This window comes from Verrucomicrobium spinosum DSM 4136 = JCM 18804, from assembly GCF_000172155.1.
In the GTDB taxonomy this organism is placed as follows: domain Bacteria; phylum Verrucomicrobiota; class Verrucomicrobiia; order Verrucomicrobiales; family Verrucomicrobiaceae; genus Verrucomicrobium; species Verrucomicrobium spinosum.
Genome location: NZ_ABIZ01000001.1, coordinates 4,171,136 through 4,192,995 on the forward strand (window position 1 = coordinate 4,171,136; position 21,860 = coordinate 4,192,995).

General features: G+C 64.2%; 11 protein-coding genes. 4 read left to right on the top strand and 7 right to left on the bottom strand.

Features of this window, described 5'->3' with window-relative positions; genetic code table 11:
- Nucleotides 1–2,320: 2,320 nt before the first annotated feature.
- The 3 genes from VSP_RS16905 to VSP_RS16915 all read left to right on the top strand — a co-directional run bounded on the left by VSP_RS16905 (nt 2,321) and on the right by VSP_RS16915 (nt 7,597).
- The gene (locus VSP_RS16905; protein ID WP_009962141.1) at nt 2,321–3,016 is read left to right on the top strand and encodes a TetR/AcrR family transcriptional regulator; all 696 of its coding nucleotides are present in this window, start codon (nt 2,321–2,323) and stop codon (nt 3,014–3,016) included.
- Nucleotides 3,017–3,084: 68 nt separating this feature from the next.
- Complete coding sequence (locus VSP_RS16910; RefSeq protein ID WP_009962143.1) at nt 3,085–4,338, top strand: efflux RND transporter periplasmic adaptor subunit; 1,254 nt, start codon at nt 3,085–3,087, stop codon at nt 4,336–4,338.
- Nucleotides 4,339–4,417: 79 nt separating this feature from the next.
- A complete protein-coding gene (locus VSP_RS16915) occupies nt 4,418–7,597 on the top strand; it encodes an efflux RND transporter permease subunit (protein ID WP_009962144.1) in 3,180 nt (1,059 codons plus the stop codon).
- Between the two features lie 1,795 nt (nt 7,598–9,392).
- Here VSP_RS16915 and VSP_RS16920 read toward each other — a convergent pair.
- The 7 genes from VSP_RS16920 to VSP_RS16955 all read right to left on the bottom strand — a co-directional run bounded on the left by VSP_RS16920 (nt 9,393) and on the right by VSP_RS16955 (nt 20,159).
- The gene (locus VSP_RS16920; protein ID WP_009962145.1) at nt 9,393–11,285 is read right to left on the bottom strand and encodes an AAA family ATPase; all 1,893 of its coding nucleotides are present in this window, start codon (nt 11,283–11,285) and stop codon (nt 9,393–9,395) included.
- The gene (locus VSP_RS16925; protein ID WP_009962146.1) at nt 11,249–12,355 is read right to left on the bottom strand and encodes a hypothetical protein; all 1,107 of its coding nucleotides are present in this window, start codon (nt 12,353–12,355) and stop codon (nt 11,249–11,251) included. Before VSP_RS16925 ends, VSP_RS16920 begins: the two co-directional genes overlap by 37 nt.
- A gap of 120 nt (nt 12,356–12,475) precedes the next feature.
- On the bottom strand, nt 12,476–12,745 hold the full coding sequence (locus VSP_RS16930) for a hypothetical protein (RefSeq protein WP_009962147.1): 270 nt from the start codon (nt 12,743–12,745) through the stop codon (nt 12,476–12,478).
- A gap of 959 nt (nt 12,746–13,704) precedes the next feature.
- A complete protein-coding gene (locus VSP_RS16940; RefSeq protein WP_009962149.1) occupies nt 13,705–15,111 on the bottom strand; it encodes an efflux transporter outer membrane subunit in 1,407 nt (468 codons plus the stop codon).
- Between the two features lie 36 nt (nt 15,112–15,147).
- Complete coding sequence (locus VSP_RS16945) at nt 15,148–18,285, bottom strand: efflux RND transporter permease subunit (protein WP_009962151.1); 3,138 nt, start codon at nt 18,283–18,285, stop codon at nt 15,148–15,150.
- Nucleotides 18,286–18,383: 98 nt separating this feature from the next.
- A complete protein-coding gene (locus VSP_RS16950) occupies nt 18,384–19,481 on the bottom strand; it encodes an efflux RND transporter periplasmic adaptor subunit (RefSeq protein WP_009962152.1) in 1,098 nt (365 codons plus the stop codon).
- Nucleotides 19,482–19,535: 54 nt separating this feature from the next.
- Nucleotides 19,536–20,159 (bottom strand): TetR/AcrR family transcriptional regulator, encoded by a 624-nt coding sequence (locus VSP_RS16955; RefSeq protein WP_009962153.1) that lies wholly within the window; start codon nt 20,157–20,159, stop codon nt 19,536–19,538.
- A gap of 479 nt (nt 20,160–20,638) precedes the next feature.
- Here VSP_RS16955 and VSP_RS35900 point away from each other — a divergent pair, with 479 nt between their 5' ends.
- A complete protein-coding gene (locus VSP_RS35900) occupies nt 20,639–21,850 on the top strand; it encodes an efflux RND transporter periplasmic adaptor subunit (protein WP_009962154.1) in 1,212 nt (403 codons plus the stop codon).
- The last annotated feature ends 10 nt before the right edge of the window (nt 21,851–21,860 follow it).

Below are 21,860 nucleotides of genomic sequence, written 5' to 3' on the forward strand. Positions count from 1 at the left end.
GCCCAAGCCACAGACCGCGGGGCCGGAGACCCCGCCTCCTTTGCTCCGCGGCCAAGGCACCTCGTAACTTGTTTCCATGTACAGGAGGCGGGGGTTCCCAGCCCCGCTCACGCCCCAAGCGTCTCACGACAACCGCCAACCCATCGCTCGCCCGTCCTCCCAAGACACCCTGTAGGGCAAGCGCCCCGCTTGCCGCGAGCATCCCCTGACCCGGCAACCGAAGCGGTCGCCCTACAACCCAGGAAAAGGGGTTTGCGAGACGGCCTGGAGACGTTCCAGGAGAGTCCGGTGCCGGACACCCCTGCAGACGATCACACGCTGCCTCTCTTCCCACGTCACCACCCTCCGCTCCACCGCGGGGCCGGAGACCCCGCCTCCTTTGCTCCGCGGCCATACTGCCTTGAGGCTTGTTCCTGAGGACAGGAGGCGGGGGTTCCCAGCCCCGCTCACGCCTCAAGCGTCCCACGACAACCGCCAGCCCATCGCGCGGCCCATCCTCCCAAGACACCCTGTAGGGCAAGCGCCCCGCTTGCCGCGAGCATCCCCTGACCCGGCAACCGAAGCGGTCGCCCTACAACCCAGGAAAAGGGTTTGCGAAATGGGCTGGAGGCGGTCCAGGAGACGTCCGGTGCCCCACAGCCCTGCAGACGGTCAAACGCTGCCTCTCTTCCCACGTCACCCCCCTGCGCTCGACCGCGGGGCCGGAGACCCCGCCTCCTTTACTCCGCAGCCAAGGCACCTCGTAACTTGTTTCCATGTACAGGAGGCGGGGGTTCCCAGCCCCGCTCACGCCCCAAGCGTCTCACGACAACCGCCAACCCATCGCCCGCCCGTCCTCCCAAGACACCCTGTAGGGCAAGCGCCCCGCTTGCCTCGTGCTGCCCCTGACTGAGGCAACCGACGCGGTCGCCCTACAACCCAGGAAAAGAGTTTTCGAGGTGGGCTGGAGACGTTCCAGGAGACGTCCGGTGCCCCACAGCCCTGCAGCCGGTCACACGCTGCCCTCCCGTCCCACGTCACCCCCTCCGCTCGACCGCGGGGCCGGAGACCCCGCCTCCTTTACTCCGCAGCCATTCAGCCTTGAGGCTTGTTCGTGAGGACAGGAAGCAGGGGTTCCCAGCCCCGCTCACGCCTCAAGCGTCCCACGACAACCGCCAGCCCATCGCGCGGCCCATCCTCCCAAGACACCCTGTAGGGCAAGCGCCCCGCTTGCCGCGAGCGACCCCTGACCCGGCAACCAAGGCGGTCGCCCTACAACCCAGGAAAAGAGTTTTCGAGGTGGGCTGGAGACGTTCCAGGAGAGTCCGGTGCCCCACAGCCCTGCAGACGGTCACACGCTGCCCTCTCTTCCCACGTCACCACCCTCCGCTCCACCGCGGGGCCGGAGACCCCGCCTCCTCTACTCTGCGGCCATTCTGCCTTGAGGCTTGTTCGTGAGTACAGGAGGCGGGGGTTCCCAGCCCCGCTCACGCCCCAAGCGTCTCACGACAACCGCCAACCCATCGCCCGCCCGTCCTCCCAAGACGCCCTGTAGGGCAAGCGCCCCGCTTGCCTCGTGCTGCCCCTGACTGAGGCAACCGACGCGGTCGCCCTACAACCCAGGAAAAGGGTTTGCGAAATGGGCTGGAGACGTTCCAGGAGAGTCCGGTGCCCCACAGCCGTGCAGACGGTCACACGCTGCCCTCTCTTCCCACGTCACCACCCTCCGCTCCACCGCGGGGCCGGAGACCCCGCCTCCTTTGCTCCGCGGCCATACTGCCTTGAGGCTTGTTCCTGAGGACAGGAAGCGGGGGTTCCCAGCCCCGCTCACGCCCCAAGCGTCCCACGACAACCGCCAACCCATCGCTCGCCCGTCCTCCCAAGACACCCTGTAGGGCAAGCGCCCCACTTGCCGCGAGCATCCCCTGACCCGGCAACCGAAGCGGTCGCCCTACAACCCAGGAAAAGGGGTTTGCGAGACGGCCTGGAGGCGGTCCAGGAGACGTCCGGTGCCGGACACCCCTGCAGACAATCACACGTTGCCCCTTATCCTGCATCACCTCCCTGCGCTCCACCGCGGGGCCGGAGACCCCGCCTCCTTTACTCTGCGGCAAAGGCACCTCATCGCCCTTTCCCATGACCTCCACCCCGCGAGGCCGAAACAAGCCTGCGCCAGCTCAGGTCTTCTGTCTTGTGTCTTCTAGTCTTCTGTCTCCCGAGCAGCGGGCTCGTCTCCCGCGCTGCGGGCCCAAATTTTCCACCCCAAACCCCGCTCCGCACGCGAACCCTCTTTGACACCGAAAGTCTGATTCATACGTTCGTATGAAATCTAGCAAGCCCCATGGCCGTCACCCTTGGCCAGCCCCCGGCCGCATACGCCCCTGATCGCCCCCGGAGTTCCCATACCCGGGAGGCACTGCTGGATGCTGCCGAGCAGCTCCTCGTCGAGCACGGCGTGGCGGGCACCTCTACCCGGGCGATCATCAAGGCCGCCGGGGCGAATCTGGGCGCGGTGAACTATCACTTCGGCACCAAGGAAGACCTTGTCCTGGAAGTCTTTGCCCGCCGTCTGCGCCCCCTGAACCGCGACCGCATCGCGCGGCTGGACGCGCTGGAGGCCGAAGCCGAAGGCCAGCCGGTCCCCTTGGAAAAGATCGTGGAGGCCATTGTGCGCCCCTCTGTGGAGGCGCGCGAGACGCAGCCGGGCACCACCATGGCGCTGTTCCGCCTCATCTGTCGCGGCTTCCAGGATCCCAACCCGCAGCTGAAGGCCTTCTTGAACAAGGAATGTGCGGAATTTGCGACCCGCATGGATGCCGCCCTGTTGCGTGCCCTGCCCTGGCTGCCGCCGCAAGAGCTGGTCTGGCGGGAGCGCTTCCTCTTTGGAGCCCTGAACCACGGGCTCGACTCCTGGGTGCACTTTGACAACCTGCCGCATCCCAACCCGGAAATGCAGCCTATGCGGCCGGACCGTGAAGGCTTCATCCGCCGGATGGTCTCCTTCATCGCCGCCGGATTGTCCGCGCCTCTTGCCTGAGCTGAGCCCTCACGAGCACAGCGATCCCTCTCCCCTGACAGCAAAAAAAATCCTCCACACGTCCCCTCATGAAATCCCCGAATCTCAAGACCTCGATGGGTCCCGGCGCGCGCCCGTTGTTTCATCGTCCCCATGCCGCTCTGCTTGCCGGGGGCTTGTGCCTTGCCCTCCTTTCTGCTTGTGAACCGAAGCCTGGCGGACCTGCCGCGGGCGGGCCTCCCGGAGGCGCGCCGCCGCCGGTGGAGGTGGGATTCATCACGATCGAGCCGCGCAAGGTCACCCTCACCCAAGACCTGCCCGGTCGTACGTCGGCCTTCCGTGTCGCTGAGGTGCGCGCCCGGGTGAACGGCATCATCCAGAAGCGTCTCTTCACCGAGGGCGCGGATGTGAAGGAGGGGCAGGTGCTCTACGAGATCGATGCTGCCCCCTATCAGGCAGAGCTGGATCGTGCCCTGGGGGCCCTGGCCCGGGCGGAGGCCAATGCGGATGCGGCCAAGATCAAGGAGCAGCGTTATCAGCAACTCATCTCCACCAAGGCGATCAGCCAGCAGGACTATGATGACGCGATGGCCACTCTGAAGGCCTTCGACGCGGATGTGCTCTCCGCCAAGGCGGCCGTGCAGAGCGCCCGCATCAATCTGGAGTACACCAAGGCGGCCTCGCCCGTGCCGGGGCGCGTGGGCATCTCGCAGGTCACAGAGGGGGCCTATGTCCAGGCGTCCAACGCCACCCTGATGGCCACCGTGCAGCAGCTCGATCCGATGTACGTGGATGTGCTGCAGTCCAGCAACGACCTCCTGCGCTTGAGGAAGGCCCTCGGCAGCGGTGAGCTGGGCAGGGACAAGGAAGGCCGGGCCCGGGTGAAACTCCTGCTGGATGACGGCACCGAGTACGCCCAGGAAGGCGCGTTGCAGTTCTCTGATGTCTCTGTGAGTCCCAGCACCAGTTCCGTGACCATTCGAGCGATCTTTCCCAATCCCAACGGCATCCTCCTGCCCGGCCTCTTTGTGAGAGCGCGCCTCGTGGAGGGCAGCAAGTCCGACGCCATCCTGGTGCCGCAGCCCGCGGTGACCCGCAACTCCAAGGGCGAAGCCACCGCCTTCGTCGTCGGTGCGGGAGACAAGGTCGAGCTGCGGGTGCTGGAAACCGGCCGCACCGTCGGCAGTGACTGGCTGGTGCTGGATGGCCTGAAGGCAGGCGACCGCGTGATCATGAACAACCTCCAGCGCATCCGCCCGGGAGCGGCCATCAAGCCTGTGCCGATGCCCGCCACCGGACCTGCCACGGCAGCGACAGCATCTGCCGACACGCAGAAGCGCTAGTTCATCGAACCGGACAACTTTCCTCTAACCCCCTCGGGCGGCGGCCTGTGCTGCTGCTGCCCGTACCCCCTCCCCCTCCATGTCCCGTTTCTTCATTGACCGGCCCGTCTTTGCCTGGGTGGTCGCGCTCGTCATCATGGTGGCAGGCGGCATCTCCATGATGACCCTGCCCATCTCGCAGTACCCGAACATCGCCCCTCCCGCGGTGGCCATCAGCGCCAGCTACCCCGGAGCCTCCGCCAAGACGGTGGAGGACACGGTGACCCAGGTCATCGAGCAGAAGATGAACGGCATCGACAACCTCCGTTACATCGAGTCCGCCAGTGACTCCAACGGCGGCGCGACAGTGACCATCACCTTCGAGGGCGGCACCGATCCCAACATCGCGCAGGTGCAGGTGCAGAACAAGCTGCAGCTCGCCCTGCCGCTGCTCCCGCAGGAGGTGCAGGCCCAGGGCGTGCGCGTGGCCAAGGCAACCAACAACAACCTCCTCGTGCTGGGCCTGGTGTCTGAGGACGGTAGCATGGACAACACTGACCTGAGTGACTACCTCTTCGGCTCCATGCAGGACCCCATCAGCCGCGTGACGGGCGTGGGTGACATTCAGACCTTCGGCTCCCAGTATGCCATGCGCATCTGGCTGGATCCGGACAAACTCGTGCAGTACCAGCTCACTGCGGCAGATGTGAGCACCGCCATCCGCTCGCAGAATGCTCAGGTCTCCTCCGGCTCCCTGGGTGGTCTGCCCGCCGTGCCGGGACAGATGCTCACCGCCACCATCGTCACCCGCGGACGGCTCCAGACGGCAGAGCAGTTTGAGAGCATCCTGCTGCGAGTGAACACAGATGGTTCGAGGGTACTGCTGAAGGACGTGGCCCGCGTGGAGCTGGGCAGTGAGAACTACAACAACCTCGCCCGCTACAACCGCCGCCCCGCCGCAGGCATGGCCATCCGGGCCGCCGCCGGGGCGAACGCGCTGGAGACGGTCGTGGCCGTGAAGGCCAAGGTGGACGAACTTTCCCGCTTCTTCCCGCCCGGGCTGAAGGTGGTCTATCCCTATGACACCTCGCCCTTCGTGCGCCACTCCATCACGGAGGTGGTGAAGACCCTCGTGGAGGCCATCATCCTCGTCTTCCTCGTCATCTATCTCTTCCTCCAGAACTGGCGTGCCACCTTGATCCCCACCATCGCCGTGCCCGTGGTGCTGCTCGGGACCTTCGGCGTGCTGGCGGCGGCGGGGTTCACGTTGAACACGCTCACGCTCTTCGGCCTCGTGCTCGCCATCGGTCTGCTGGTGGATGACGCCATCGTGGTGGTGGAGAACGTGGAGCGCGTCATGGAGGAGGAAGGCCTGGCCCCTCGTGAGGCCACGCAGAAGTCGATGGACCAGATCTCCGGCGCACTGGTCGGCATCGGCCTCGTACTCTGCGCCGCCTTCGTGCCGATGGCCTTTTTTGGGAACTCCACCGGTGTCATCTACCGCCAGTTCGCCATCACCATCGTCTCTGCCGTGGTGCTCTCCGTGGTGGTTGCGTTGATCCTCACACCTGCCCTGTGTGCCACCATGCTGAAGCCAGTGACCAAAGGCGCGCATCACAAGCAGCGCGGTTTCTTCGGCTGGTTCAACCGCGTTTTTGACCGCACCGCAGATGCCTATGCCTGGACCGTGGGCCATCTCCTGAGACGCAGTGCCTACCTGCTCATCGTGTACGGGTTCATCGCCGCGGGCGTGTTCTATCTCTTCAAGCATCTGCAGACCGGCTTCCTCCCGGATGAAGACAAAGGCGTCATCTTCACCGCCGCCCAGTTGCCTCCTGGATCCACGCGCGAGCAGTCGCTCGCGGTAGTGCAGAGGATGGAAGACTATCTCCTCGATAAACAAGGCGACTCTGTGGCCGGGGTGTTTGGTGTGGCAGGCTTCAGCTTCTTCGGTGCCGGGCAGAACCAGGTCATCACCTTCTCCCACCTGAAGGACTGGAAGGAGCGCCAGGGGCCAAACCAGGGCGTGAAGGCCATCCAGGGCCAGACGATGGGCGTCTTCATGCAGATCAAAGAGGCCATGGCCGTCGCCTTCGCCCCGCCTGCCGTGCAGGAGCTGGGCAATGTGAGCGGCTTCGACCTCCGCCTGCTGGACCAGGCCGGTCTCGGGCATGATGCGCTCATGAATGCCCGTATGCAGCTCGTTGGCATGGCCTCGCAGAATCCGGCGCTCTTTGGCGTACGGCCAAACGGCCTCAGCGATACGCCGCAGTTCCAGTTGGATATCGATGAAGAGAAAGCAAGCGCCCTGGGCCTCTCGATTGCCAGCATCAACTCCGAGCTCGCCAACATCTGGGGCTCCGGTTATGTGAACGACTTCCTGGACAAAGGCCGCGTGAAGAAGGTCTTCATTCAGGGCGATGCCCCCTTCCGCATGACACCGGAGGACATCGGCCGCTGGTTCATCAGAAACAACCGCGGCGACATGGTCCCGTACTCCGCCTTTGCCTCCGCGCGCTGGATTATGGGCTCGCCCAAGCTCGAGCGCTTCAACGGCGCGCCCTCCGTGGCCATCAGCGGTGAGGCCGCCAAGGGGCACAGCTCGGGTGAGGCAATGAAGATCATGGAGGACCTCGCCAAGCAACTGCCCGCAGGCATCGGCTACACCTGGGCAGGCATCTCGTATGAGGAGCGCCTCTCCGGCTCCAACTCCGCCGCGCTGTATGGGCTCGCGTTGCTCATGGTGTTCCTGTGTCTGGCCGCCCTCTATGAGAGCTGGGCCATCCCCATCTCCGTCATGATGGACATGCCGCTGGGCGCGCTGGGCGTGCTTGCCGCGGTGTCGATACGAGGTCTGCCCAATGACGTGTATTTCCAGATCGGTCTCATCACGATCATCGGTCTCTCCGCCAAAAACGCCATCCTCGTGGTCGAGTTCGCCAAGGAGCGGTTCGATGCGGGCGAGAGCCTCATCGACAGCGCCGTGTTTGCCGTGAGGCAGCGCCTCCGCCCCATTTTGATGACCTCCATCGCCTTTGGTCTCGGCGTACTGCCTCTTGCCTTTAGCACCGGCCCCGGTGCTGGCAGCCAGAACGCCATTGGCACCGGCGTCGTCGGCGGTGCTGTGACCACGACCCTGCTCGGGCTGTTCTTCGTCCCGCTGTACTACGTGGTGGTGCTGAAGATGTTCCGCGTGAAGCCAGTGAAGCCCAAGGGCGGCAAGGCGGCGGGGGCGACTGTTGAGGCGGTTCCGGAACTCCCCGCGCCACAGGCAGGCTGACGGGGAATGCAGAATGTTCAGAGGGGCCGCGCGCCGGGGCGAAGCAAAGTAGTCCAGCACTTTAGTGCGTCAGTCGCGCGGCTCCTGTCATCCAATACCGAGCTAAAGCTCTTCACTACTTTGAGCTTCCTCCACAGGCGTAGTCCGGTTGTGCCAACCGGCTCACGCCCCGAGCGTCCCTTGCCGATCTTTTCGCTCCGCCCATCCCACATACCGCGGGGCCGGAGACCCCGCCTCCTGTACTCCGCAGCCAAGGCATCCCGCAGCTTGTTCGTGCACAAAGGAGGCGGGGGTTCCCAGCCCCGCTCACTCCTCAAACGTCCCTCGACAGCCGCTAATCCCTATCGCCTCCTCATCAGGCAAAGTAGTCCAGCACTTTAGTGCGTCAGTCGCGCGGCTCCTGTCATCCAATACCGAGCTAAAGCTCTGCACTAATTTGAGCTTCCTCCACAGGCGTAGTCCGGTTGTGCCAACCGGCTCACGCCCCGAGCGTCCCTTGCCGATCTTTTCGCTCCGCCCATCCCACATACCGCGGGGCCGGAGACCCCGCCTCCTGTACTCCGCAGCCAAGGCATCCCGCAGCTTGTTCGTGCACAAAGGAGGCGGGGGTTCCCAGCCCCGCTCACTCCTCAAACGTCCCTCGACAGCCGCTAATCCCTATCGCCTCCTCATCAGGCAAAGTAGTCCAGCACTTTAGTGCGTCAGTCGCGCGGCTCCTGTCATCCAATACCGAGCTAAAGCTCTGCACTACTTTGAGCTTCCTCCACGGGCGTAGTCCGGTTGTCCCAACCGGCTCATGCCCCAAGCGTCCCTCGACGATCTTTTCGCTCCGCCCATCCCACCTACCGCGGGGCCGGAGACCCCGCCTCCTGTACTCCGCGGCCAAGTCCCATCGTAGCTTGTTCGTGCATAAAGGAGGCGGGGGTTCCCAGCCCCGCTCACGCCCCAAACGTCCCTCGACAGCCGCTAATCCCTATCGCCTCCTCATCAGGCAAAGTAGTCCGGCACTTTAGTGCGTCAGTCGCGCGGCTCCCGTCATCCAATACCGAGCTAAAGCTCAGCACTACTTTGAGCTTCCTCCACGGGCGTAGTCCGGTTGTCCTAACCGGCTCATGCCCCAAGCGTCCCTCGACGATCTTTCCCCGTCTCCCATCCCAAACCCAGCGCACGGTTAGAGGACTCACCACCTCACAAGGCCCCGCGAAAGCGGCGATTCTCGCCGCACTCCACAGCGACTTCGTCGCCAGATGCTGTACCCGATTCCCAGGCTCCAACGCAAATGAGCCTCCGATATCGAAGGCTCTCCGAACTCCCCCTCTTTCTCCCGCTCCCAACACCTGAGCGCGCAGCGCTTTTGGGACTGCGGTGAGCATCACCGCTTTCGCGCCCCTCGTGATCTCCGCTCACCCTTCGCTGTCCAGCAGGGGCCAACGCCCAACGCAACCCCACCATCTCCCTTTACCGCGGCAATTCCCGCAACCTCGCATCCGCTGGCCTCGGCTCCAGAGGCCGGGCTTTCAGCCCTCAAGGGATATTTGGTCACCTATTCCTTGGGCGTTGCCCAAGGCTGGTATCACGCCGGACCTTCGGCCCTCATGAGCCTGCACAATCAGCCGATCGTGAAGTGGATGCGCCCCAGCGTGTCTCATTCGCGCTCAGGGCATATTCATTTTTCCTGATGGCATTGCCCATCCCCCCAACACTCCCTCACTCCCTCACTCCCTCACTCCCTCACTCCAGCACTCCCTCACTCCCTCACTCCAGCACTCCAGCACTCCAGCACTCCGCCTCCCCCCTACCCCACCTTCTCATACCAACTGCTCCGCGGGAAGAACTTCAGCGGCACCATGCCCAGCCAGCCGTTCTCGCGTTGTTTCTCCACGCGGATCTCGGTGTCGTGCAGGCTCGCGTCCTGTAGCGGCGTGAGCTTGTTGTCGCGGCGCAGGGCGTCTTTCTCGGGATTTCTGGAGATGGCGACGATGTTGTCCGCGTTGTTGGCGATGAGCGAGCTGCCTTTGATCTCCAGCCGGTCCTGCCGTTGGCCGGAGGGGCTCTTTCTCGGGTGGGCCACGAGGTGGATGTGGGCGCCGGTTTCCTTGGCGAACTCCTGGAGCCGGTTCATGAAGCGGCCCTGTTCGGCGAACTCCTCCTCCAGCCCGTCCACGCGCATGAGGCTGTCCACAATGAAGTGCTGCACGCCGTGGCGCTGGAAGGAGAACATCATCATCTCCAGCAGCAGGTCCTGACTGATGTAGCCCACCACGTCGGCGAAGACGAGGCGGGTGCCGAACTTCTCCAGAAACGTCATCGCATTTGATGGCGTGGCGGGTTCTTGGAAATAGGTGGTCGTGAGACGGCGCAAGGTGGACTCTGCCCGCATTTCCATCGAGGCCATGAAGACGCCGGTGTGGCTGAGCTGGCTGAGGAGGTTGAGCGCCACGAAGTTGAGGAAGGTGCTCTTCCCCTGCCCGTAGGCGCCGGTCCAGACGGTGAGCTCGTGCGGGCGGAAGTAGAAGCCCTGGTGGGGCCAGGCGACGCGCAGGAAGTCCAGCGTGAAGGGCTCGGGCTTGGGCTCCAGTTCGCTCATGAGGCGCTGGTGCAGTTCCTGCCCCAGGAGGAGCTTGTGGATCTGCGGTGGCCGGGCCTGGGCGATCCAGTGCTCCGCATCGTCGGCGGTGCAGCCTTCCAGCAGGCACTCGTTGGCGTCCTTGTGCGGGAGTTTCACCAGCAGGCAGCGATGCCGCCCCAGACGCTGCATCACGCGGTTCGCGTTCTCCGCGCCCGCGCCGTCCATGTCGAACGAGAGGTAAATGTGGTCGAACAGCTCCAGTTGATCCCACTCGTGGTCAATCCAGGCCGCTCCGGTGCCGTTGGGCACGCTCAGCGCTGGCACGCCCCATTGCGTCCAGGTCATCGCGTCGATCTGGCCCTCGCACAGCAGAACCGTGCGCTTCTCCCAGGCGGACTTCGGCAGGGCCTGCCAGCCGAAGAGGCTCGGGGCGCATCCTGCATCCTGCCAGACGCGTTTCCTCGCACCCAGACCGCTTTCACCGGGTCCAGGAACCGTCCGGTAGGAGCGGTTCACCAGCGTGCCATCCGGCGCATGACAGGGAAAGACCAGCGCCCCGGCGGAAGGCAGCCCCTCCACGCCGAAGCGACGCACCACCGCCGGATCCAGCCCGCGCTGGAGCTGCAGGTACCGCATGACCACACCCTCCTCTGCCACCGGGATCACCCCGGCCTGCTCACGCACCGGCGGCGCTTGATATTTCCTCGGACTCGCCGTGGCGGGCTCCGGCCCCAACATGCCCAGGTACTCCTTCGCCTCGCGAAAGGCCTCCGCCAGCGGGATGCCGCGTGCGGCGGCCCAGAGGTCCAGCAAGTCCCCGTGGCGACCTTCTTCCGCCCAGTCCCGCCAGCGGCCTGCGTGTTCGCCACTGAGCTGCACCTTGAGGCTCTGCCCCTGCCCGCCCTGGACGTCTCCGGACAGCCACTCCGCGCCCTTCCGGGTGCCCCCGGGAAGCAGTCGCAGGCAGACCGATTCCACCCTGTCCGCCAGACGGCGGGAAACCTCTTGTGCTGAATGTCGCAAGTTGATCATGTTGGCGATGATGATGATGCCGATGCTGTAGCGTTGTGACTCACTCTGCCTCACCAGGGCAAGCCGCCGCGGTTCTGCGACGTCCAATCCGCGGCTCCCTCAAGCGCCAGCGCCGGGACTGGAGAAGCCGAGGGCTGACTCTGCGCCAAAGCCCGCTGGAGGGGCGAGAGGCCGTCCGCGTCTTTCACGCCGAAGGGCGAGGACATGGGCAAAGGCAACGGTACGGGCAAGGACGGCAGCAGCGGCGCGGTCTGCTGGACCGGTGCTGAGGCAGAGGTGCCGCCGTCTTCCCAACGTCGGCCGTTGATCCAAGTCGCAGGCAGCGGGATGAAGCGGCCATCCTGCTCACGCCACGCCGGGCAGCTGGATTGCCGTCCCAGAGCCTGCATGAGCTCGACGAGCCGCGGACGTTCCTTGCCCTTCACATTGCGCCAGGCCTGCTCCGCCTTGCGCCGGGCGTCTTTGCGCGGGTAGTTGGTCCAGAACTCCTCGAACCCCGCCAGCCAGGCGGCGTCTTTCTCCAGAGGCGGGGAGCTGGGGGCCGGGGTCTGGTTCAGAGTCTGATTCTGAATCTGAGAGAAGTTGGAAACAGACACGCTCAGGGGCGCAGCCCCGGCTGGCTTTGCGGGGGTTGGGGGTTGGCCTTGGGCTTGTTCGAGCGTTTGTGTTTTGCTTTCCTTTTCTTTTACTCTTTCTTTTTCTGTTCCTATTTCCTTTCTCTTTTGTTCAACGACTTCGCTGTTTCCGTTGAACGGACGTTCAGCAGTTCTTTCCTTATCGCAGGCCGATTCCAGCTCCTTCGCTTTTCTTTCCTCTGCGAGTTTTCTTCTGGCAATGCCGCTGGCCACTCCCGCGGCTGCAGCGATTCTTCTCTTCTCCTGGCAGACTTCTTCCTGGCTGACAGGGTACATCCAGACGCGCAGATCGTCCCCCTCCCACTCGAACAGCTCCGTGCAGCGGAGGATCATCTCCCGGGGCACGCCGGTGGTCTGCAACCACCTCGTCTCACTCCACGTCCGGGCCCCTTTGATCAGCCCCTGATTCTCCTGGTCCACACAAAAGCTGCTGACCCGGGTCCAGGCACCCACCTCATCCAAGCCCAGATCCGCCAGCTTCCCCGACCGAATGTTTCTCACGTCCACGTTCCAGTAGTTCATCGTTTTTCTCCTCCTTGTATTGCTCCTCTACCGCCACCTCACCCGTTCTGACTCTCTATTTCCTGCAACCCACCCCCCCACCGCTGGCCTCTGGCATGAGCGGCCATTGGGCGGATAGGGCTATTCCGCAAACGCGTTTGCCCTCGGCCCGCTGCCGGAGTCGTCTGCGGAGAGCAGGCCCATTTCCTGCAGTTTCAGCATCGCCAGATGGCGCAGTTGCTGCCCCCGACTGCGATTCTCCCGCCGTGCGAGGGACTCGATGACCGACCGTTCTTTGAGGGTCAGCGGCGTGTTGATGTAGCTCGGTGCCCGGCCTGGGGCGGGCTGAGCAATTGGGTTTGCTCTGGCCGACTCCACCGCATGCACTGCTACTTCCACGTCTCCCTGCATGAAGACAATGTGCGCTAAGCTTGGCGCACAATCAACAGGAAGTTGTCAGAAGTTGATTGGAATTGGGTGGATGTGTGGGGGGCGTTGGGGACGAAGGAGCCAGGGATGCTCGGGGAGCGCACGCATCCTGCGTACTGTTTGCGGCATCTTGCCGCGAACGTCAGTCAGCGCATGACATCATGTCCAACCGACGTGGAGGTGTTGGTTGAGGTGGGGAGGAAGCTGAAAGTAGTCCAGAGCTTTCGCTCGGTATTGGATGACGTGGGTAGGGCGACTGACGAGCTAAAGCTCTGCACTACTTTGCTGGCGCTCGTTTGGATGCGCCTGAGATATTGCGGCGACCGGTCGGGGGATCGCAAGCAGCTTCGCGGAGTTGGAAGCTGTTCGTAGTACAAACAGAGCCTCGCTGGCGTGGGTGGGAGGGCATGGTCGCGAGCACAGGCTGGCGACGTTGGCGTCTGGGGCGTCAGGTTGTTTCCCATAACGCTCCGTCAACCACTCCGTTCTCAAGCCGGTTGGCACAACCGGACTACGCCCGTGGCGGCAGCTGAAAGTAGTCCAGAGCTTTAGCTCGGTATTGGATGGCGTAGGTAGGGCGACTGACGAGCTAAAGCTCTGCACTACTTTGCTGGCGCTCGTTTGGATGCGCCTGAGATATTGCGGCGATCGGTCGGGGGATCGCAAGCAGCTTCGCGGAGTTGGAAGCTGTTCGTAGTACAAACAGAGCCTCGCTGGCGTGGGTGGGAGGGCATGGTCGCGAGTACAGGCTGGCGACATTGGCGTCTGGGGCTTCAGGTTGTTTCCCATAACGCTCCGTCAACCACTCCGTTCTCAAGCCGGTTGGCACAACCGGACTACGCCCGTGGCGGCAGCTGAAAGTAGTCCAGAGCTTTAGCTCGGTATTGGATGGCGTAGGTAGGGCGACTGACGAGCTAAGCTCTGCACTACATTCTCTCTCCTCACCAACTTCCCCCCAGCGCCCGGATCAACCCCACGGTCGCGATATGCCCCTGGGCCTTCAGTAACGCGTACTGGCGCTCACGCAGCAGGCTGGTGCGCTCGGCGTCCAGAAGTTCCAAATAACTGATGCTGCCGCCTTCATAGAGCTGGCGGGTTAACGCAGTAGCCTTCAACGCAGCATCCAGCGCTTCCTTCTGGGCGACGGCCTGCTCTTTGCGGTACCGGATCTGGATCAAGGAGGTCTCCACGTCCTTCACGGCGGCCAGGACGGACTGGCGGAACTTGGCGGTGCTTTCCTCATGCACGGCGCGGGCGCGGGCGACCTTGGCCTTGGTGACGAAGATGCCGGTGATGGGAACGCTCACGCTGGGGCCGAAGGACCAGACACGGCTGTCGGCGTTGAAGAGCGAGGAGGTGTCCTTGCTCAAATAGCCTGCCTGCCCGGTGAGGCTGACTGTTGGGAAATAACCGGCAATCTCCACGCCGATCTCAGCATTGCGCGCGGCCACGAGGCGCTCGGCGGCGGCGACATCGGGGCGGCGCTCCAGGACCTCGGCGGGGATGCCGGCAGGGATCTTGGGCGGGGTGCCCTGGATCTCCGCCTTGGACACACTGAACCGGCTGGCGGGCTGGCCGCAGAGGAGCGCGAGCACATTGACGGTCTCCTCACGCTGACGCTTCACATCGGCCATGTCGGCCCGCACGGTGGCGACCTCGCTCTTCGCACGGGCGTGATCCGCCTCGGGGATGGTCCCGGCGGCGAAACGCTGGTCGATCAGGCCAAACGTCTTCTCCTGGCTGGCAAGGGTGCGCTGGAGCGCGGCCATCTGGGAATCCAGGCTGCGGATGAGGAAATACTGGCTGGCCACATCACCGGTGAGGGAGAGCAGCACGCTGTGGAAGTCGCCCACACTGGCATCCACCTGGGCATTGGCGGACTCGATCGAGCGCCGCACGCGGCCCCAGAGATCGATCTCATAGCTGAGTTGCAAGGGCACGTTGAAGGTGTTGATGTGCGCGGCGGGGATCGCGATGGGCACGGGTGACGGCGGATTGCCCGAGGTGCGCTCCCGCTGGGCCAGGCCGTCCACGCTCACCTGGGGCACATACGCCGCAGCACTCAGCCCCGCGGCGGCACGCGCCTGGTCGATGCGGGCCATCGCCATGCGGATCTCCTGGTTGTTTCCCAGAGCCATCGCCTCCAGGCGGTTCAGCTCCGCATCCTTGAAGATGCGCCACCACTCACCGCGGGGCTCCGCATCCTTGGGGCTGGCGGGCTGCCACTTCCACGTGGCGGGCGTGAGGGCGCTCACGTCTGGCTTCTCATACTTGGGGCCTACGGTGCAGCCGGTGAAGGCGAGGATCGGGAGGAGTCCGGAGCAGACTGCCAGGGGGAGCGATTTCATGAGGAGAGCGAAAACGGAGTCAGACGATCAACCAGATCAATGAGCAGGCTGTGGGGCGGGATGGGCGGCAGCCTCCCGGGCGGCGCGTTTCGCCTCGCGGCGGTCGGCCCGTCGTTTCCTCCAACCAATGACATCGTCAAAGAGCGAGTAGAAGACCGGCGTTGCCAGCAGGGTGAGCAGGAGGGACATCATCTGACCGCCGATGATGACCCCGGCAGTGGCGTTGTTGAAGGCAGCGCCCACGCCCTTGGAGAACATGAGGGGCACCATGCCCGCCACGAAGGCCAGGGTGGTCATGAGGATGGGGCGCAGACGATCCTTGTTCGCCTGCAGGATGGCCTCCAGCCGGTTCATGCCGCGCTCCCGGAGCTGGTTCGTGTGATCGATCTGCAAGATGCCGTTCTTCTTTACCATGCCGAACAGCACCAGGATCCCCAGCACGGAGAAGATGTTGAGCGACTGGTTGAAGAGCAGCAGCGAGAGGATGGCAAAGGGCAGTGTGAGCGGCAGCGCCAGCAGGATGGTAAAGGGGTGCAGCCAGGACTCGAACTGCGCGGCCAGAATGAGGTACATGAAGATGAACGCCATGCCGAAGGCGGTGACGAAGGCGAGCCCGGCCTTCTTCAGCTCCTTGGATCGACCCGTCGGGCCCACCTCATAGTCCGGGGGCAGGTTCTGCTTCTTCACAATGGTCTCGATGGCATCCGCGATCTGGCTCTCCCCCACCCCGGGTGCGGGGTTGGCCATGATGGTGACCTGGCGGCGGCGATCCGCGCGGTTGATCTCCGCCGGGCCTTCACGACGCTCCAGTTTGACCACGTTGGAGAGCGACACGGTGCCGCCTCTGCCGGAGGGCACGCTGAGCAGGCTGAGCGCTTCCTGACTGTTGCGATACGGCGCCTCAGAGCGCAGGTGTATGTCATACTGCTCCCCGCCTTCATTGTAGGTGGAGACATCCGCCCCGCCCACCAGGAGGCGGAGGGTCGAGGAAAGATCCGCAATGTTCACGCCCAACTGACCCGCCTTGGCGCGGTCCACAGAGGCGACGATCTCCGGCTTGCCGCTCACCAGGGTGGAGTCCACATCGCGAATGCCGGGGATGTTGGGGATCTCCTTGAGCGCATTCTCTGCGGCCTGGTTGATGCGATCCAGATCCGAGCCTGCGATGATGAACTGCACCGTCGCGCTGGATTGCCCGGTGCTGAAGGGCGGCACCTGCAGCACCGTCATGCGCAGTTCCTTGGGATACTTGGGCACGATCTGCTGACGCACGCGGTCCATGATCTGTTCCTGCGAGTCGTTGCGCTTGGCAGGATCAATGAGCCGCACATAGATGCCCGCCTTGTTCGGCGTGCGCTGGTCGTTGTCGCCAATCGTCAGCAGCGTGTACTCCACACCCGGAATGGTGCGGATGTCCCGCGCCACGCGCTCGGCGACCAGGTCGGTCGCCTCCAGCGTGGTGCCTTCTGCGGTGCGCAGGTTCACCAGGAACTCCGCCTCCTCCGCCGGGGGCAGCAGGGCTTTTTGCACCTTCCCCATCATCGGGCCGACGGAATACAGCGCGCCGACGCAGGCCAGCACGACGATCCAGCGGTGCCGCATGGAAAGACGCAGCATCCACATGTACAGCCCCTCCAGCGGCGTGTAGAAGATGTTCACCAGGTAGGTCATGCCCCGCTCGATCCAGTTGGGCTTGGTGATCTTCAGCATGCGCGCGGACATGCTGGGTGCGAGGGTAAAACTCACCAGCAGGGACACGGCGATAGCGAAGGCCATGGTGAGGCCGAAGCTGCTGAGGAATTTGCCCACGATGCCGCTGAGGAAGGCCACGGGGATGAAGACCGCCAGCAGGGACAAGGTGGTGGCCATCACCGCCAGGCCGATCTCCTTCGTGCCATTGATCGCCGCGTCATGCGGGCTCTCGTTCTTCTCATGCAGGTGGCGGAAGATGTTCTCCACCACGATGATGGCGTCATCGATCACGATGCCCACCGCCAGGGCCAGGGCCACGAGGCTGATCGAGTTCAAGGTCACATTCCCCACCCACATCACGCCGAAGCTGGCAATGATCGAGGTCGGGATGGCCAGCGCGGAGATGAGTGTAGCGCGGCCGTTTCCCAAGAAAAAAAGGACGATGAGCGCTGCGAAGATGGAGCCCAGCACCAAGTGCTCCTTCACCGCATGCGTGCTGGTGCGGATGATGAGCGAGTTGTCCCGCACGATCTCGATCTTGTACCCCTCTGGCAGCGTGGGACGGATCTCCTCCAGACGTTCCTTCACCGCATCCACCACCGCGATGGTGTTCTCCCCCGACTGCTTGCGGATGGAAAGCGTCACGGTGGGCTGGCCATTGCGACGTGCGACCGTTTGCAGATCTTCTGCGCCGTCCTCCACACGCGCCACATCCGCCAGGCGCACCAGGCCGCCGTCCTTCTCCCGCACGACGATGCGCCCGATGTCATCCACGCTCTGGGCCTTGCCCAGCACACGCAGACCGGCCTCCACGCCGTTGCCCTTCACGTTGCCACTGGGGATCTGCACGTTCTGCTGGCGCAGGGCGCGCTCCACATCCACTGCGGCGAGGTCGAAGGCCTTCAGGCGCACGGGATCCATCCAGATGTTGATCTGGCGTTTCCTCGCACCCAGCAGGGTCACCTGCCCCACCCCGGCCACGCTCTCCAGTTGCCGGCGCACCACCTTGTCCGCCAGCTCGCTGATCTCACGCACGGGCTTCTCCGCCACCAGGGAGATGCTCATGATGGGCTCCGCATCCGGGTCCAGCTTCTCCACAATGGGCGTGTCCACGTCCTCCGGCAGGTTGGGCAGGATGCGGTTCACACGGTCCCGCACCTCCTGTGCGGCCACGTCCACCTTCTTGTCCAGGTTAAAGGCCACCAGCACCTGGCTGATGCCCTCGGTCGAGACGGAGCGCAGCTCATCGATGCCGCTCACGGTGTTCACGGCCTCCTCGATCTTGTCCGTGATCTCGGTCTCGATCTCCTTGGGCGTCGCCCCGTCCAGGCGGGTCACGACGGACACGGTGGGAAAATCCACCTTGGGGAAGCGGTCCACGGGCAGGCGGGTGTAGCCCAGGGCTCCCACCACCACGAAGACGAGCACGAGCACGGTCGCGAAGACCGGGCGTTTCACTGAGATGGCGGCAAGCCACTGCATAATAAGAGTAGGTTCAGCGTTGGGGGGTTCGCGGAATCATCACCCGGTGCACCCGCAGGGCCCCGGTGAGCGCGATCTAGGAAACCACAGAAATCACATCAAAGCTGGGCGGTCAGCTTCACCTTCGCGCCATCCGCAGCGCCCGGTCCGGGGGAGACGATCACCATGTCCCCGGCCACCACACCCTGGCGGATCTCCACACGATCCCCGCGGGTCTCGCCCACCTCCACCAGGCGCTCCACCACCTGGCCGTCCTTCACCACAAAGACGCGGCGCGTGGGCCCCTCCGTCTTCACGGCCGTGAGCGGCACCGTCAGCACCTTCTCCTCCGGGAGCAGCAGGCGGCCTTCGGCAAACATGCCCGGCTTGAGCTGCTGGTCCTCATTGGCCACCTCGGCCTCGATGATCAAATCCCGCGCCGACTCCCGCACGGATGCCCCCACGTGCTTCACCACGCCGGTGAAGTTCCGGCCCGGTCTGGCAGGCACCATGAACTCCACCTTCTGCCCTTGCTGGATGCCGCCGACCGCAGTTTCAGGAATGTACAACTGCAGCCGCAGGGTCTGCGTGGCCACCAGGTTCACCACCTGAGAGCTGGTGCTGACATATTCGCCCGCCTCAGTCAGGCGCTCCGCCACCGTGCCGTCGAAGGGCGCGCGGATCTGCGTGTCATCCAGCGCCTTCTGCGCCTGGTCCCGCCGTGCCACCGCCGCCGCCAGCCCGGCCTCTGCCGCAGCCACATCCACCTTGAAGCGCTGGTAGTCCGCATCAGAGATCGCCTTCGTCCTCGCCAGCGGTTCATTGCGGGCCAGTTCCCGGTTCTGCCACTCTGTCTTGAGCTTGGTCTCTGCCAGGGTGGCCTCTGCCTCCTGGAGGGAGAGCCGGGCACTGCGGTCATCCAGCTTGATGAGCACGCTGCCCTTCTTCACTGCCATGCCGCGCTCCACGGCAGCCTCCACCACCTTGCCTGCCGCATTGGAGGCCACCAGGGCCTCGTGATCCCCTTTCAGCTCGCCCGTCACCCGGAGGAAGCGCGGCATTGCCTGGGGCTCGGCGGGCTGCACCGTCACTTCCAGCGGCGGCGCTTCTTCCACCGGCTTCACGGTGGAGCCCACGGGCGGCTCAGCGGCCTGGTGGGAGCATCCCACGAGCGCGAGCGCGAGCGCGGCCAGGCACAGATAAGGGAGAGGATTCATGTTGGGGCTTTTTTTTGGTCTGGTCTTGGGGGGGGAAATGGGAAATAACCGGGTTCAGCCAACGCTCTGCGGGCTGGCGATCCCGGCGTGGAAGAGGTCCGCACACACCGCCACGTAGTCCTCGCCGGTGTAGCCCTCAGAGCAGTTGGCCGTGATCTTGAGCATGCCGCCCAGCAGCATGCTGGTGAAGGCCTCCACCGCGATGGTCAGGTCCACATCCGGCCGGACATGCCCGGCCGTGCGGGCGGCCTCCAGGTTCTGCACAAAGCGGGCGCGGATGGGGCGCACGGTATCCAGGATGATCGTGCGGGCGTGCTCCGGGTGCCGGTGCGCCTCTCCCACCATCGTGCGGACGAAGGCCTCATCCTGCACCATCTTGTCATACAGGCCGGTGGCAAAGCGTCGCAGGTTCTCTTTCAGATTGCTCGTCCAGGCCTCCTGCTCGCCAATGTCCTGGCTCCCCATGGACTCGACGAAGTGCCGCATCGCCTCTGAGAGCAGCCCCTCCTTGTTCTGGAAGTGCCGGAACAGGGTCACCTCATTCACCCCCGCCTCCTCAGCGATCACGCGGGTCGTCGCCCGGGCCAGTCCGTCCCGGGCATACACCTTCAGCGCGGCCTCGATCAAGCGCTCGCGGGTGACAGAGGGTTCGTTCTTTTTAGAGGCCACAGTCTGCATGCAAGTAGTTACTTGCAGCGAGTGTAAGTGGTTGCTTGCACAATGTAAACTGCAAAAGTTTGTCTTCTTTGCCCGGCGTTGTTCGTCGATTCACGCCGCCTCCATTCGTCCACCGAGACGGTTTCCGTTCATCCTGCCGCGTGTGCCGATGTTCCCATTTTCCCGACCGCTTGTCCCATTTTCAGAGAGGCCACCCTGGCCCTCCCTATGGTGCACAGCCTCCGCTCCCGTTGCGCCATCCCGCCTGCCCCATCTGGGTGCATCGGACCCAAAAAATGATCCTGATCGAAAAATTCGCCGCACCCAGCTCCGAATCGCGGGCGTAGTGCCCATTGCGTCAAAGTATCGCCAGCCCTCCCAGGCTTCCTCAACCCCCCCGCCCCCTTCAGCGTCTGAATTCTACCGATCCTTGACAACCCGGGAAATCATCAGCATTACTGACGATCATCCAGGCAGACCTTCCGTCCCACTCATCTCTCATGAAGTTAAGCCCCGCCCCTATTGCCTTTTCCACCCTCATCTGCCTGGGCCTCGCCTCGTGCCTGCCCAAGAAAGAGGCTGCTGGCCCCCCGCCTGCCATGCCGCCCACCGTGGTGAGCGTGGAGCACCCGGTCAAAAAGCAGATCACCGAGTGGGATGAGTTCACCGGTCGTCTGGATGCCTCCGCGTCTGTGAATCTCTACTCCCAGGTGACCGGCTATCTGAAGAGCGTCCACTTCCAAGACGGCAGCGAGGTGAAAAAGGGCGACCTGCTCTTCACCGTGGATCCCCGCCCCTTCAAGGCCACCCTGGACATGACGGTGGCCCAGCAGGTGCAGGCCCGCGTGAAGCTGGAGCTCACCCGGAACGAGTTCGACCGCGCTACGAAGCTCCTGGCCGCCAAGGCCATCTCTGCTGAAGACTACGACACCCGCGCCAAAGCCGTGCGTGAGGCTGAAGCCGGGCTCCAGGTAGCGGATGCGACGGTGGAGAAAGCCAAGCTCGACGTCGAGTACACAGAGATCAAGGCCCCGGTGGACGGCCGCATTGGCCGTCGCCTCATGGACCCGGGCGGACTCGTCGTGGGCGGCCCGATGGGGGCCTCCCTCCTGGGCTCCATTGTGAGCCTGGACCCCATGTACTGCTATATTGATGCGGATGAACTCACCGTGCTGCGCTACCAGCGGCTCAACCGCACCGGCGGCGGCGCGGCCAAGGAGGAAGACCGCATCCAGTGCGAGATGGCCCTGGCCGATGATGTAGGCTTCCCGCACAAGGGGGTGATCGACTTCATGGACAACCGCCTGGACCCGAACACCGGCACCATCCAGGTGCGCATGCTCATCGCCAACCCCCGCCCAGAGCGCGGCCAGCGCGTGCTCCAGCCCGGCTACTTCGCCCGTGTGCGGGTACCTGGCAACGGCACCCAGGAAGCTCTGCTCGTCGATGACAAGGCCATCGGGGCGGATCTCGCGCAGAAGGTCGTCATGGTCGTGGATGACAACAATATCGTTACACCCCGCCCGGTGGAGGTCGGCCCCGTCATCGATGGCAAGCGCGTGATCCGCAAGGGGCTCACCGAGAAAGATCGCGTCATCTCCCACGGCTTCGTCGCCAAGATCCGCCCCGGCATGCCGGTGGATCCCAAGACGCCGGAGGAGGCCGCCAAGCTCCAGGCCCAGGCCGCGCCTGCCGCTGCCGCTGGTCATTGATCCCGGGACC

Bases quoted from the DNA above. Each gene is read 5' to 3' on its own strand.
- VSP_RS16945 (WP_009962151.1), bottom strand. From the start codon at position 18,285: ATGCAGTGGCTTGCCGCCATCTCAGTGAAACGCCCGGTCTTCGCGACC.
- VSP_RS16930 (WP_009962147.1), bottom strand. From the start codon at position 12,745: ATGCAGGGAGACGTGGAAGTAGCAGTGCATGCGGTGGAGTCGGCCAGA.
- VSP_RS16915 (WP_009962144.1), top strand. From the start codon at position 4,418: ATGTCCCGTTTCTTCATTGACCGGCCCGTCTTTGCCTGGGTGGTCGCG.
- VSP_RS16940 (WP_009962149.1), bottom strand. From the start codon at position 15,111: ATGAAATCGCTCCCCCTGGCAGTCTGCTCCGGACTCCTCCCGATCCTC.
- VSP_RS16910 (WP_009962143.1), top strand. From the start codon at position 3,085: ATGAAATCCCCGAATCTCAAGACCTCGATGGGTCCCGGCGCGCGCCCG.
- VSP_RS16950 (WP_009962152.1), bottom strand. From the start codon at position 19,481: ATGAATCCTCTCCCTTATCTGTGCCTGGCCGCGCTCGCGCTCGCGCTC.
- VSP_RS16905 (WP_009962141.1), top strand. From the start codon at position 2,321: ATGGCCGTCACCCTTGGCCAGCCCCCGGCCGCATACGCCCCTGATCGC.
- VSP_RS16925 (WP_009962146.1), bottom strand. From the start codon at position 12,355: ATGAACTACTGGAACGTGGACGTGAGAAACATTCGGTCGGGGAAGCTG.
- VSP_RS35900 (WP_009962154.1), top strand. From the start codon at position 20,639: ATGAAGTTAAGCCCCGCCCCTATTGCCTTTTCCACCCTCATCTGCCTG.
- VSP_RS16955 (WP_009962153.1), bottom strand. From the start codon at position 20,159: ATGCAGACTGTGGCCTCTAAAAAGAACGAACCCTCTGTCACCCGCGAG.